We start from the raw sequence: 13,696 nt of genomic DNA, 5'->3' as shown, positions 1-13,696 counted from the left end.
CGTTCAATTAAAAACGTGAGGAGCGCCTTCTGGGCGTGCAGCCGGTTCTCGGCCTCGTCCCACACGACGGAGTGGGGGCCGTCGATGACCGAGGCGGCGATTTCCTTGCCGCGATAGGCCGGCAGGCAGTGCAGGACGATCGCGTCGGAGGCGGCGAGGGCGAGAGCCGCCTCGTCGAGGGCGAATGACTTGAAGACCTCGGCGCGGTCGGCCTGCTCGGCTTCCTGGCCCATGGAGACCCAGGTGTCGGTGGCCAGGACGTCGGCGTCGGTGGCGGCGGCCTTGGGGTCGTGCAGCACGCTCACTGAGCCGCCGGCCTGTGCCGCGATACGGGTGGCGTCGGCGACGATCGTCGGCTCGGGAAGGTAGTCGGCGGGAGTTCCGATGCGCACGTGCATGCCGGCGACCGCGCAGCCGAGTAGGTACGAGTGGGCCATGTTGTTGGATCCGTCGCCGAGATAGCTCAGGGTCAGTCCGGCAAGGCTGCCCTTGTGCTCCCGGACGGTCTGTAGGTCGGCGAGGATCTGGCAGGGGTGGAATTCGTCGGTGAGCGCATTGACCACCGGGACGCGGGAGACCGCGGCCATGGCTTCGAGGCGGCTCTGTCCGAAGGTGCGCCAGACGATGGCGGAGACTTGGCGGTCGAGCACCCGGGTGGTGTCCTCGATCGGCTCGCCGCGGCCCAGTTGGCTGGTGCCCGCGTCGATCACCAGAGGGTAGCCGCCGAGTTGGGCGATGCCAACGGAGAAGGAGACCCGGGTTCGGGTGGACGACTTGTCGAAGAGCACGGCGACGGCTTTGGGTCCGGCCAGGACCTGGCGGCCGAACGGGTCTGCCTTGTACGCGTCGGCCAGGTCGAGGACCGCGGCCTGCTCGGCCGGGGTGAGGTCGTCGTCCCGCAGGAAGTGGCGGACCATCACTTGCTCCTGGTGGTGTGCACGTCGAGCAGCTTGGGCAGCGCGGCGATGAATTCGTCGGCTTGGGCGGCGGTGAGGATGAGCGGCGGCGCGAGGCGGACCGATTGCGGGTTGACCGGATTGACGATGAATCCGGCGTTGAGTGCGGCATCGGCCAGTTCGGAGGCCACCGGATCGGCGAGTTCGATGGCGAGCAACAGTCCCGCGCCGCGTACTCCGGTGACGGCGGAGTGATCCATGTCGAGGATGCCTCCACGCAGGCGGCCGCCGATTCTCACGGCGTTGTCCAGGAGGTTGTCGCGCTCGATCGCGTAGAGCACGGCGAGTCCGGCGGCGCAGGCGACCGGGTTGCCGCCGAAGGTCGTGCCGTGTGCGCCCGGACTGAACAGTGCCGCGGCGCGGCCGAGGGCGATGGTCGCGCCGATCGGCAGGCCACCGCCGAGTCCCTTGGCGAGGGTGATGACGTCGGGCTGCCAGGCGCCGTTCTGCGCGGCTTCGGGCTGGTAGCGAAACCAGGTGCCGGTCCGGCCGATGCCAGTCTGGACCTCGTCCAGGATGAGCAGTGCGCCGTGGCGTTCGGTGATGGCGCGAGCGGCGGTGAGGTATCCGGGCGGAGCCGGCTCCACGCCGCGCTCGCCCTGGATGGGTTCGACGATGAACGCGGCGGTCTGGTCGTCGATGGCGGCTTCCAGCGCCGCCGTGTCGCCGTAGGGGACGAAGACGACTTCGCCGGGCAGTGGCTCGAACGGCTCGCGGATCGCGCGTTTGCCGGTCAGCGCGAGGGCGCCGAGGGTGCGGCCGTGGAATCCGCCCTCGGTCGAGACGAGCTTGGTGCGGCCGGTGAGCCGGGAGAGCTTGAAGGCCGCCTCGTTGGCCTCCGTGCCGGAGTTGCAGAAGTAGACCCTGGCGTCGTCCGCGCCGACCAGATCGATGAGGCGTTCGGCCAGAGCGATCTGCGGGGCGGTGGCGAAGAAGTTGCCGACGTGGCCGAGGGTGGTCAGCTGGGCGGTCACGGCCTGGACGATCAGCGGGTGCGCGTGGCCGAGGGCGTTGACCGCGATGCCGGCGAACAGATCGAGGTAGCGGTTTCCGTCGGCGTCCCAGAGCTGGGCGCCCTCGCCACGGACGAAGACCCGCTTGGGCGGGCCGAAGGTGTTCATCAGGGAGCTGGTGTAGCGGTCGGTCCACGCCTTCGACAGGCCGCTGTGCGGTTGGAGGCCGGGCAGCGCCTCCGCGGTCGCGATCGTCATGAGGCCACCACCATGGTTCCGATCCCCTCATCAGTGAAGACTTCGAGCAGGAGTGAATGCTCCACCCGGCCGTCCAGCACGTGCGCGGCCTTCACGCCACCGCGTACGGCGCGCAGGCACGCCTCCATCTTGGGTGCCATGCCGGAAGCGAGCGTGGGCAGCAGCTTTTCCAGTTCTTCGCCGGTGAGCTGGCTGATCACCTCTTCGGCGGAGCCTGAATCCGCGCTGTCGGGTGGCCAGTCGGCGTACAAGCCCTCGACATCGGTGAGCACGACCAGCTTCTCCGCTTTGAGGCCGACAGCGAGAGCGGCGGCGGCCGTGTCCGCGTTCACGTTGTACACCCCGCCGTCCTCCGCGCGTGCGACGCTGGAGACGATCGGGATGCGGCCGTCGTCGAGCAATGCGTTGATCAAGGTCGGGTCCACTGTGGCCACGTCGCCGACTCGGCCTATGTCCACGTGTTCGCCATCGACCGTGGCCATGCGTCGCGTGGCGAGCAGTGTGTTGCCATCCTCTCCGGATATCCCGACCGCGAACGAACCGTGCGCGTTGATCAGGCCGACGATCTCCCGCTGGACCTGGCCGGTGAGCACCATGCGGACCACCTCCATGGCCTCTGGGGTGGTGACACGCAGCCCGGCGGTGAACGTGGATTCCAGGCCTGCCTTTGCCAGTTCACGGCTGATCTGCGGACCGCCACCGTGCACGACGACGGCGCGCAGCCCGGCGTAGCGCAGGAAGACCACATCCTGAGCGAAGGCCTTCTTCAATTCCTCGTCGATCATGGCGTTGCCGCCGAACTTCACCACGACCGTCGCGCCGTGGAAGCGGGAGAGCCACGGCAGTGCCTGGGTGAGAACGTGCGCCTTCGCTCGGGCCTCGTGGGAGCGGGTGCCACCCGCGGTGATTTTCATGTGGAGTGCACCGGGTTCTCGTGCATGCACGCCGCCCCTGCGCACGCTGTCCGAGTGGTCATGGCGCCACTCCGATCGTGGTGAGGCCAGCGGTCTCGGACCAGCCGAGTGCGAGGTTGAGGCATTGCACGGCGGCACCGCCAGTGCCTTTGGTCAGGTTGTCTACGGCACCGATGACAATTGCCCGTCCGGCGGTCTCGTCGAGCGCGACTTGGAGGTGGACCGCGTTGGAGCCGAGCACTGCCGCGGTCTGCGGCCAGCGGCCATCAGGCAGGAGAGCAACGAAAGGTTCGTCGGCGTAGGCCTTCTCGTAGGCGGTACGCAGGTCCTGCGCGGTGATTCCGGGTTGCGCGGGCGCTGAGCAACTGGCGAGGATTCCGCGCGGCATGGGGGCGAGGACAGGAGTGAAAGAGACCGATACGGGGGCCGTGCCGTTTTTCCCTTCGCCCTCGGTGCTCGCGGCCGCGTTCGCTGCGGGGACGGCCTTGGCGAGGTTCTGCACGATCTCAGGCGTGTGCCGGTGGATCCCGCCGACCTGATAGGCAGAGGCATTGCCCATGATCTCCGAGCCGAGCAGATGCGGCTTGGGCGACTTACCCGCGCCGGAAGTGCCGGTAACAGCGGTGATCACGACATCTGGCGCGACGAGCCCGGCGGCCAGTGCTGGATAGAGCGCCAGCGTCGCGATGGTCGGAAAGCAGCCCGGGACGGCAACACGTTTCGTCTCGCGCAGGACGGAGCGGGCACCGGGGAGTTCCGGCAGGCCGTACGGCCAGGTCCCGGCGTGCGGGGTGCCGTAGAAGCGGGTCCAAGCGTTCGCGTCGGTGAGGCGGAAGTCGGCGCCGCAGTCGATGATCAGGATGTCTGGGCCGAGCGCTTCGGCGACGGCGGCGGACTGTCCGTGCGGAAGGGCGAGGAACACCACGTCGTGCCCCGCCAAGCGTTCGGGGTCAATCGGGTCAAGGATCCGGTCGGTAAGCGGGCCGAGGTGCGGTTGGTGCTCGCCGAGGGGCGAGCCGGTGTTGGACCAAGCGGTCAGCGCTCCGATTTCCGCCTGCCCGCTGAGCAAGGCGGGATGGCCGAGGAGGATCCGCAGGATCTCCCCGCCCGCATACCCTGTCGCTCCCGCGACCGCGATCCGGATGGTCATGCGCATGACAATACAGCAGTGCGAATGGCTATGCCATACGTCAAAATGCGTATTTCGGGAGGGAACGTGTGCCGAGGCAGCATAGTTGTCACATGGGCAGGCTTGTTGTCACCTGTCGCTTGGGGCGGCCGCCGAGTTTTCTGACGCAGCACCCCGGTAGAGCCTGTTCGAATCCATCGAAGAGCTGCGGGTTCACTCGCCACCGTGCAATTCCGGGGCGCATTGCCCGTTCAGGCACGTAGTGTTCGGTTTTATGGTGTTCTTCAGCGAGGAGCCCGAGCGCTATGAGCGGCCCACCTCGGCGCACGTCCCGGCGACCGCGGAGTTGATGAAGGCGTGCGCGGAGGCTGTTCGGTTCTTTGCCGAGATGGCCGCGGGCGTCTTCGTGACCGAGTTCGGTCCCGGCGTCACCGCCGATGAGGCGGTTATCAAGGCGGCGTCGAAGGGCCTGGAGCGGGCCCGGCGCTTGACCGTCCACCGGATCGGGGTCGGCGGCGCGCGGCTGGCCTGGAAGAACGGGCTGGACCATCTCGCTGCCGTGGCCGGGGACCTGCGGCGCGACCCGTTCCCGGTCTGGTCGTCGACCACGCTGGTGCGGGCCGCGCTCGAGGCCGAGGCGATGTTCGCGTACGTGCTGGTGCCGAAAACCGAGGTCCATCTCCGGTTGGCCCGGATCGCGGGGCTGGAGCTAACCGATTCGGAGCACCGCATCAAGCTCGCAAAGGACCTCGGGTCGGAGTTCGAGGCCGGGGCGCAGAAGAGGCGCGAGAAGCTGATGAAGATCTACCGGCAGGCCGGTATCGAGACGGTGCCCGGGAAGAAGTCGGCCATCGCAGGGATACAGGTCGAGGGCGCGCAGGCGGCGATGGACATCTCGTTCACCGACGAGGTGCGCAAGTTCTGGCCGGCGGAGCTGCCCGGCCCCTACCGGGCGCTCTCCGGTGCCGCGCACAGCCGCAACTGGGTGCTCGGCAGCTGGGACGAGTTCGCGGCGACGGGAGCCACCGCGCTGCACGTGATGCAGATGGCCGGGCAGATCGTGGAGACCTGGCTCACGCTCTGGGAGGAGTACACCGGGGTATCCACGAGCAGGGAAAGGGAGCAGGTCAGGACAAGGTGTACATCGGTGAGCGCTCACTTCATCTACCGAGCGAGCTCCTGACTCAACTTTGACACACGCATATATGTTGCGTGGACCGTGAATCCGATCTACAGTGGAGAAACCCGACGCCACCGTGGCGCCGTCTTGTTGCTTCCTGGAGGTCGACGTGGCGAAGTCCAACGCGTCCCTTGTCACCCAGTCGCGGGCGTTCAACGCCGCCGACTTGATCGCGCTGGCGATCTCGGCGAGCGACCCGCTGAGGCGGGCGCAGCTGCTCGCCAACGCACAGGCACAACTGGCCTGGACCCTCCGATCCGCCGTCGAGGAATGCGCCGAGTCCGACATCTCCTGGGCGAAGATCGGCGAGGCGGTCGGGATGCCGCGCGAGAGCATCTTCCGGCAGTACTCCGCCGGCGCGCCGATCGTCGCGCTCAAGGCGGTACAGTCGCCGACGAGCCCGAACATGGCGGACCCGCGCAACCGCTACCCCGCCGACGCGATCTTCGCGTTCCAGACGCCCGATGGCAGGTGGTGGGGACCGCGCGACCTGCTTTCGGAAGGGCAGTACCGCACGGCGGCGCTGCCGTTCCACCCGGCCGCGAACGTCGGCAGCCCCTTCGCCGGCCAGATGTTGATGGTGCGCTACGGGCCCATCGAGCAGAACGTCTCATTCCACGCCGCTCAGGTCGTCGAGCCGGACGGCAGTCCCCGCCGGGTACGGGTGACTCATGACGTGATGGACCTCATGTTCAGCGACGGCCAGACTCCGCTGCGCAGGGCGATCACCGCGGTCGTGCACGCGGTCCTTTCCAACCCGCGTAACCCGCAGCAGCTGCGCGAGGCGGTGGACCGGGCCGCCAAGGCGCAGAACCCAGCGGTGCCCCTCGCCGACTTCGTGGCCGCGGTCAAGGCGGTCATCGAGACGGCCGAGACCGTCGAGCCGACCGACATCTTCTCGCACGAGGCAATCGAGCGGTTGAAAAAGGTCGTCGCCGAGTTCGACGCGTGGGCGGGCGGTGCCCGGTGAATGCCCCCGACTCCCGGACGAGCCGAACCATGGAAGGGTTCGAATGGACCCCCGCTCAGCCCGTCCAGTTCCCCGGCCAGGTGGACGGATGGTGCGTCCGCAACGCGTTCTGCGACCTGCTCGGCTGGGCGCCGGACTCCGAGGAGGCCGACCACTTCATCGAGAGCCCGAAGAATTCCGACTTGCGGCGCCTGTGTGAGCACCTCGGGCTTGAATTCTTCGACCTGGCCGATCCTGCGCAGTGGAACAAGCTGATCACCACGATGGATCACCCGGGCATCGCGACGTTCTTCTTCCCGAGCATGGGCGGCGGCCACTCGGTCTACGTCCACCATGTGCACGCGCTGCTGCACCACTGGCCGACCCAGGACGGCCTGCCGCGCACCGACTTGCCGGTCATGAACTGGCCGCGGTTCGGCTGGCCGCTCGGCGGCGGCCACCTGCAGTTCGGTCCGCTCCTGCACACGGTCGTCCTGGACCCGCAGCAGCCGCCGCGGCCGGAGGTCCCGAATCCGTTCATCTAATAGCCCTTCAGGCGAAGCTCCCGGCGCGGGACTGCGGCAGGGTCGTGACCTCGCCCAGCCAAGCGGGACACTGGCGCCATGAACCAACTCGGGCGCTTAGAAGATCTGCGACCCGCTGCGCGCGTCGCACGCGCGGCAAGCGAACCGATGACTTTCGACTTCGAGTTCCTGGCCGCGAACATCATCTACCGGTTCACAGGCGAGCATGTCGTGCTCCAAGATGACGGCAGCGCCGACGCGATGCCCGACATCAGGATCGACTATGCCGACGGCCGGGTCGGCTATGTCGAGGTGTGGAAAGACCTCGACGGCCCCTACGCCGCGATGACGCGAGCACTCGCCGAAAACGGCTACCAGCTGCCCGCCGATGGACTCGGTCGCGTTTGGTTTCTTGAGGTCTCCAGCAGATTCCGGATGAGCAGCGCCATCCGCGACGTACCCGAGGTGCTCAAGGCGCTCACTGAAGAGGGAAACACCTTTACGATCATTGGCACAGCGGAAACCCTCCAGCGTCACCCCAGCCCCCATGTGCAGCGCGCGTTGGAGATGGGAATCGTCAGCCTGGCCTCTCGCCCGGCCAGCATGAACGAGCCGGAGGCTGTGCACCTCGGTCCTCAGGGCATCCGGGGACCCGCAGACGTGACCTGGGAACCATTCCTTGAGTGGATCGAGCAGACGCTCTCATCAACCGACCCGCACATGGCTGGAAACCGGAGGAAGCTGGCCGCGGCCGGCGGCGATGAGAGCCATGCGTTCCTCGGCCCGACGTACTCCAGCTCGTGGGCCGTATTCCATGCGCTCACCTACTGGTCCAACACATTGCCGCCCGCCCCACCGCGGCTACCACGCGAGATCACCCACGTTTGGCTTCTTAATCCGCAAACACCTGACCGTTGCTTGGCATGGCTCCCTGACCGTGGATGGATCGACCCCTCGATGCACTGGGCTGTCTCGTAGCGCTGAATGGCCGTCCACGTGCGTCGGGGAGAACGAGGGGCGACCACGCATCGATACGTCTTCAATGCCACTCCGATCTACGGCGGGAGAGTCTTGACCGCTACTCGCGTGGCGCGTTCGGCATGCTGCCATGCCATGTTGAGGCTGGTATTGAGCGTGGGTGAGCAGGTGCGCGCGTAGCGAATCCAGATCTTCTTCAGAGCCCTGAGTCTCAGGGGGTGTCCTGCGCTCTGGTAGGCAAGCCGAGCGAGTTCGGCCTGCTGATCAGTGGAGTTGAGGATCGTTGTCACGGCGGTGAGCATCGTGGCGGTCGAGAGGACGTCGCGCGGCGGTCTGTCGAAGGTTGAGCGGTACGGCGGTTCGTATCTGGTGATGGTGTCGGCGATCGCTGCGCCTACCACCGTGCCGATCTCGTCCCAGCGGTTGGACGGCAGGACGTTCAAGAACGTGGTGACCAGTGCGATGTCTGCGAAGTAGCGTGTCGCGTCGGACGGATCGCTCTCGGCCCGGAGGTGGTGGAGGATTCGCTGCTGGGCTTCGAGGTGGTTTCGGCCTGGTCGGATGGCGACGCTGTCGGGGAGCCGGTCGAGGCGGCTACCGCAGGGCTGGCTACCGTGTCCGTACTGTCCGCGGCGGGGAAGGCGGCACTGCGCGGGATGCAGCCCGCTGATGCTTGCGTTCGGTATCAGCAGGGGTGCGCCCAACTGTTCGGCATGGGGTGTCTGGCATTCCTCGGCGAGGAAGAGGCGGTGCGCGACGCAGGCGAAGGCGAGAGGCAGCCGCCACGCCTTCCTCCACGCGCCGCCGTATTGTCGTTGGATCTCGCTGCCGTTCCCGGCGAGACAGGAGGGGCAGCGGCGGGGAGTGGCGGCGTAGAGCCAGTAGCGCACGCCGTCGCCGTAGTAGGAGCGGTTCATGTGGTACGCCCCCGCGAGGGCGGTAGCGATGGGAGGGTATCTGTCCTCCCACTCGTTGAGTGTGAGCGCGCGGGCTTCCTCGCGGGTCAGGCGGGCCAAGATCGCGAGTTCGTCGACGTCCCCGGGAATCAGAAGCTTGCGGACCACCTGGGGGCCGAGGTTGTTCACCAGGCCGAGGCGCCTGGCGAGGGTGACCGGGGGCATGCACAGGTGGGCCGCGAGGCGCAGCAGGTACCCGCCGAGGTCCTCTTCCGGCAGCGGGTCGAGGCTGCGCCCGAACGGCCTAGACACCTGCCGCGTCCCGGTGTCCGTGGTCGTCGAAGACGGTGTTGCGTACGCGCCTGCGCGGCTTCGGCGGGACGGAGTCGGCCGGGATGTCGGGGACTTCGCCGGATTCCGGATCCAGGTCATCGAGGTCGCTCAGGCGGATGGAGACCCTCGCCATCAGGTCGGGGGTCAACTGCTCGACGCCGGTGGAGATCGCGACGGAGCACGCGTCCTCGATCAGTCTGTTGAGCAGGCCGACCACGCCCCTGGTGCGGCGAAACAGATACTCGGGCATCTCCCCGCTGGTCAGCATCCCGTCGATCTGACGCAGCAGCCGTAACTGGTCCTCGATCCCCGCGAGGTGTTCGAGGAACGCCGCGATGCCCGAGGGCGTGGAGTACTCGAACGGATCGAGCTCGACCACGTCGAAGCGCCGCTCGGTCTGGGTGGATGCCTGCGGGTTGAAGCTCTTGCCGTGCTTGGTCTCCGGGAAGATCCATTGGCCGGTGCGGGAGTCGTAGTAGGCGTCGCGCAGCAGGCCAGAGTGCGGGATGTCGACTCCGACCAGCACGAGCGTGACATCCAGGTCCATCACCTCGCGGATCAGATCGAGGGTGTCCTGGTCGTCCTCCCGGTGCAGCCGGAGCCTGGTGACGTCGTCGATGACCAGCGCGCTGGTGCGGTGTCCGCGCAGTGAATCGCGGGTGGCGCGCACCAGGTCGTGCAGCGTCTTGGGGTGCGGGTCGCCGAAGACGTCCAAGATGCTCTGGCACAACGCTTTGGGCCTGGAGCGCACCGGCAGCCGGCAGTAAGCCACCGGCACGAACTCGTCGCGGGTGCCAGGCGGGGGCTTGGCGTACATCTCGCCGCAGAGAGAGCGCCACAGCTCCTCGAAGACCGCTAGCGCGCGGCAGACGGTCTCGGTCTTGCCCTGCTTGCCGCCTCCGCTGACCATCAGCCCGTCCATCGTGCCCGGGTTCCACTTCACGGCGTTGTTCTGCAGCCGGCGCTGCATCAGCTCGGAGACCCGCGCGCTCATCGGGGTCTCCAGCAACCGCAGGTTCGCGTGCGTGGCGGTGCGGTGCAGGTCGTAGAGGGTCTGATGGCGCGCGCCAAGCCGGGCGTGCTCGCGCTCGGACAGGCGCGGCGCCGCGGTGAATCCGTCGAGTGTCGCGCGCCATAGCTGCCAGCCGTCCGAGCGAGTGCGGTCCGGGCGCGGTCCAGGCCGCAGGAACGGAATGACCTTCCCGTCGTACAGGGTGGCGAGGTCAGTCATCGCGCTCGTCTCCCTCGTCGCGGGCCAGCAGGAACACGTTGCGCTTGAGGTAACTGGACCCGAGGGGTGGAGGGGGCTTGGGCGTCGAGCGCACGACCGACTCGCGGCGGCGGCGGCGTTCCGCATCGAGCGCCTGCTGTGTTCGCCGGGCCCGTTCCGGCCAGCGCAGCGCAACGGCCTTCCCGACGTCGTCCTGCGCGTCAGCCGGTACCTCGCCTCCGGTCTTCGGCCGGTCGACTGCCGCCGCTGCCGCCTGGGCCTCTTCCCGGGCATGGTCACGGCGCTGGGCCGCGCTCATCTGGGTCGGCCACCGGTCGACCGGGACCGCAGAGCCGATCAGCTCCAGCAGGACCGGCAGCAGTTCGGCATCGGTCTTCGGCGTGAGCCCGCACGCTTTGGCCTTCTTCATCAGCTCCCGCACCCGGGCATCCCCGAAGGCTGGGGCGTTGCCGACCTCGGGCAGCCCGGTCCAGGGAAGCGTCTGCCAGGCGTGGGAGAGCGGGTCCTGGAAGTAGACCGCGCGCCGATCACGGGGGTCACGCCGGATCACCCACTCTCCGGCGTGCTTTCCACCGCGGGTCGAACGCTGTCCGCGGTAGTCGGCCAGCACCTTCGGGTCGTCGTACCAGAGACCCTTGATCTTCACGCCGCGCTTGGGGTCGATGCGCCCGACGTAGTGGACCGGCAGCAGTTCGTAGAACAACTCCGGGGAGGGGATGTTCATCGAGAATCCGGCCTGTGCGAACGAGGCAGCGAACAACGTGTTCGGGCTGTGCCGCCCGCCCGGATCCCAATGCGGGGAGCACTCGCCGAGGATCCTGTTTTGCCAGGTCCCGACGATCCAGGTGGCGATCACATGCTCCATCTCCGCGACCGTGAGCACCGCGTCGCCCTCGGGGTCCGCCCCGGCATCGGCCACGTCCACCCCGGTGTACCCGGTCAGCTTCTCGAACAGCAGCGATCTGATCACGCCGAACGCGCGCTCGCACGCCGCTTTATCAGTGGGCTTCAATACACGGGCCGGAAGGATGTTGCAACCGATCACGCGCTGGACCTCGACGAGGTGGTGGTTGCGATAGACCGGCCCGTGGTCCGTGGTGACCGTCTCCGGGGCGAAGAAGGGAAGGCCTGCGACCTGATATCCGGCGAAGTCGGCGACAACCGCGGCGGGAAGCCCCGGGTAGGGCCAGACCATCTCCTCGCCCCAGTCCGCGCGCATCGGCAGCGGCATCATCACGTCCCGCAGCAGCATCGCTACGTCCACGGAGGTGTCCGAGACCAGGGTCAAGCGGAACGCGGTGAGCGAGTGAGTGTAGACGTCCAAGGCGAGGGTCAAGTGGACCTTGACCGGGTCGCCGAACACCGTCTCACGCATCATCACCGGCAGCACCGTGGTGTCCAGCGCCACCACCTGGCCGGGCCGGTGCACCATCACGTGCCCGCCGGAAACCGGCAACTCGACCGAACGCGCGTAGCGCTGCCTGGCCCCGCTCGAGCCGAACCACTCCCGCCAGACCCTGCGCAGAGTGTCGTATCCCGGCACCGCGACGTCCTCGCCGAAACGCTCGCGCACATACTGCCGGATCTTTACGTCCACGGTGCGCATGCTCACCTTCGCTCCGTGCAGCGTCTCCTCGCGCACCGCGAGAATCGCCTCCCGGACCTGCGGGGTCAGGCTCGGGTGGCCGGTGCGCGGGCGCAGCCACCGCTCGTCTGCGCATCCGATCAGTCCGTAGCGGCGCCGGTCATTCTCCCACCGAATCAAGGTCCGATATCCGACTCGGTCCAGCCCGAGCAGCCTGGCCTGCTCTCGGTCCAGCGCCTGGAGTTCGGCGGCCTTCGCGCGCCGCCGCTCGGTCAACGTCGTCGCGTCAGGGTCGTACTCGGATTTCGGTTCGCCCGGACCCGGGCGCATCCGGTCCCCGCTGCGGAACCCGGTGGCCACTTCCAGCAGGTGCGCCATCCGCAATGCCGCCAGATCCCGCCGAGACGGATCCAAATCGCCAGGCACCGCGGGCTGCCGCCCCCGGCTTGCTCCGGCTGCCGCCGTCATCGAGGACGGATGGCAGTTCGGGTGGTTGGCCAGGAACCGAAAACTCACCTCGCGCCGGGCACCGCCATCCGCGACCAGCCGCACCCTCCCCAGATGCGGTTTGCGCCGCTCCACCGCCCACGCCACGCCGTCGATCATGAGCCCCGCGCCCGGCGACAGGTCCAGCACCGCCGCCCGGCTCACAGCATGCCTCCCGAAGCAGGCACGAGCATGGACCGATCGCCGAGCGGCTCGGAGAGATCCACCCCCAGCGCGCGCTGCCACAGCAAGTTGAGCAGTTGGGCCCGAGCCACCGGTTCGCAGCCGCTAGCGGCGGCCGCCTCCCCGAAGCGGCGTCGCCCGTCGCGGATCAGGTCAAGCAAGATCGGGCGCAGCCCAAGCGGGTCCGACAACGCCCGCCGCTGCGAGGAGATCGCGTCGAGAGCTGCAGGAACATGCTCACGCCAGCGGGCAGCGACCGTATACCGCCAACCGCAGGTCAATGAGGTCTCGGCAGCTGCGGCGAACTTCTCCAGGTCTACAGGCTTGATCAAACGCTCGGGGCGCACGTCGATCAGCCACACACCCTGACGCGTCACTGCGAGATAGTCCGGCGTGTGGCTGCGCTCACCGTCAGCCGCCCCGAACACGAGCTTCAGCGGCTGGGAGACCACATCGAGCACGTCGCCTGCGAAGTCCAGGGCCAGCAGCAGCCGCGCCTCCTGCATACTCTCGGCACCGTGCAGACGGCCTGTCGAAACCATGTATTGCAGCCCGGGACGATGCCGCTGGTTGCGGTTCCAGGAAAAGCCCCGGACCGGATCAACCGACACCATCGGCGCAAGCGCCAACTCCCGCACCGAGCAGAAACGCGATTCCCGACCCGACCTCCACTCCACCCGCCACCGCTCCGGCCAGCCGTCATCCAGACGAAGGCCGGCCGACCCCGCTTCGATAGAAACCGGCACCAGCAGGTCGGTCCACGCACACCGATGCGACCACACCGAAGCCCGGATTGCACGAAGCTCGGTAGCCCTCTGATCCGTGCGTCGACTCATATCCTCATGCAAGCACCGACCTAGCCCAATTGGTCCCAAAGTCACCAGATCAGGTGACAACTAGCCTGCAAACCCGCGACAAGTGACAACCGCACCGCCGGTTCAGTGACAAGCAGCGTGCCTCACCAGACCCAGCAGGCCAGGTCAGCCCCTCCCGCTGGTGACAACTACGGCGCCTCGCCACAGAACGGCGACAGGAGTGGCGACCTTTGGCCGACCATGTCGACCACCTTGAGAGCCAACTGGCGACGGCGCGCGCTCGAACATGCGAACACTGTCCCGGATTTTGACAACTGTCTCGGAGT

Annotated in this window: 12 protein-coding genes; 4 read left to right on the top strand and 8 right to left on the bottom strand. The window is 67.7% G+C overall.

Going from position 1 to position 13,696, the window contains the following annotated elements; all coding sequences use genetic code 11:
- The 4 genes from argF to argC all read right to left on the bottom strand — a co-directional run.
- On the bottom strand, positions 1–917 hold a 917-nt coding region (argF, locus tag VGS97_RS13810; RefSeq protein WP_326853841.1), incomplete at its 3' end, for an ornithine carbamoyltransferase.
- On the bottom strand, positions 917–2,167 hold the full coding sequence (locus VGS97_RS13805; protein WP_326853840.1) for an acetylornithine transaminase: 1,251 nt from the start codon (positions 2,165–2,167) through the stop codon (positions 917–919). The genes argF and VGS97_RS13805, both read right to left, overlap by 1 nt.
- Positions 2,164–3,081 (bottom strand): acetylglutamate kinase, encoded by a 918-nt coding sequence (gene argB / locus VGS97_RS13800; RefSeq protein ID WP_326853838.1) that lies wholly within the window; start codon positions 3,079–3,081, stop codon positions 2,164–2,166. Before argB ends, VGS97_RS13805 begins: the two co-directional genes overlap by 4 nt.
- 58 nt (positions 3,082–3,139) lie before the next feature.
- A complete protein-coding gene (gene argC, locus VGS97_RS13795) occupies positions 3,140–4,231 on the bottom strand; it encodes an N-acetyl-gamma-glutamyl-phosphate reductase (protein ID WP_326853837.1) in 1,092 nt (363 codons plus the stop codon).
- A gap of 253 nt (positions 4,232–4,484) precedes the next feature.
- On the opposite strand from argC, the gene VGS97_RS13790 reads away from it, so the two are divergent.
- From VGS97_RS13790 to VGS97_RS13775, 4 genes are all read left to right on the top strand, one after another.
- Positions 4,485–5,393 carry a hypothetical protein gene (locus VGS97_RS13790; RefSeq protein ID WP_326853836.1) on the top strand — a complete coding sequence of 303 codons (909 nt, stop codon included), beginning with the start codon at positions 4,485–4,487 and terminating at the stop codon, positions 5,391–5,393.
- Positions 5,394–5,445: 52 nt separating this feature from the next.
- Positions 5,446–6,360 carry a hypothetical protein gene (locus tag VGS97_RS13785; RefSeq protein WP_326853834.1) on the top strand — a complete coding sequence of 305 codons (915 nt, stop codon included), beginning with the start codon at positions 5,446–5,448 and terminating at the stop codon, positions 6,358–6,360.
- Between the two features lie 29 nt (positions 6,361–6,389).
- Positions 6,390–6,884 carry a hypothetical protein gene (locus VGS97_RS13780; RefSeq protein ID WP_326853833.1) on the top strand — a complete coding sequence of 165 codons (495 nt, stop codon included), beginning with the start codon at positions 6,390–6,392 and terminating at the stop codon, positions 6,882–6,884.
- Positions 6,885–6,962: 78 nt separating this feature from the next.
- A complete protein-coding gene (locus VGS97_RS13775; RefSeq protein WP_326853832.1) occupies positions 6,963–7,841 on the top strand; it encodes a hypothetical protein in 879 nt (292 codons plus the stop codon).
- Between the two features lie 77 nt (positions 7,842–7,918).
- Here the strand turns inward: VGS97_RS13775 and VGS97_RS13770 are convergent, their stop codons facing one another.
- From VGS97_RS13770 to VGS97_RS13755, 4 genes are read right to left on the bottom strand one after another with little or no spacing between them, the layout of a single operon-like run.
- Positions 7,919–9,049, bottom strand: coding sequence for a TniQ family protein (locus tag VGS97_RS13770; RefSeq protein ID WP_326853831.1), 1,131 nt, complete (start codon positions 9,047–9,049; stop codon positions 7,919–7,921).
- Entirely contained in the window at positions 9,042–10,301 is a 1,260-nt protein-coding gene (locus VGS97_RS13765; RefSeq protein WP_326853830.1) for an AAA family ATPase, read from the bottom strand. Before VGS97_RS13765 ends, VGS97_RS13770 begins: the two co-directional genes overlap by 8 nt.
- The gene (locus tag VGS97_RS13760) at positions 10,294–12,537 is read right to left on the bottom strand and encodes a helix-turn-helix domain-containing protein (RefSeq protein ID WP_326853829.1); all 2,244 of its coding nucleotides are present in this window, start codon (positions 12,535–12,537) and stop codon (positions 10,294–10,296) included. The genes VGS97_RS13765 and VGS97_RS13760 overlap by 8 nt, the downstream gene beginning before the upstream one ends.
- On the bottom strand, positions 12,534–13,301 hold the full coding sequence (locus VGS97_RS13755) for a TnsA-like heteromeric transposase endonuclease subunit (RefSeq protein WP_326853828.1): 768 nt from the start codon (positions 13,299–13,301) through the stop codon (positions 12,534–12,536). Before VGS97_RS13755 ends, VGS97_RS13760 begins: the two co-directional genes overlap by 4 nt.
- Positions 13,302–13,696 lie beyond the last annotated feature (395 nt).

The sequence above is a fragment of the Actinocrinis sp. genome, assembly GCF_035946395.1.
Taxonomy (GTDB): Bacteria; Actinomycetota; Actinomycetes; order Streptomycetales; family Catenulisporaceae; genus Actinocrinis.
Note: the sequence above shows the minus strand (reverse complement) of the source record. Positions and strands in the feature narration are given on the sequence as shown.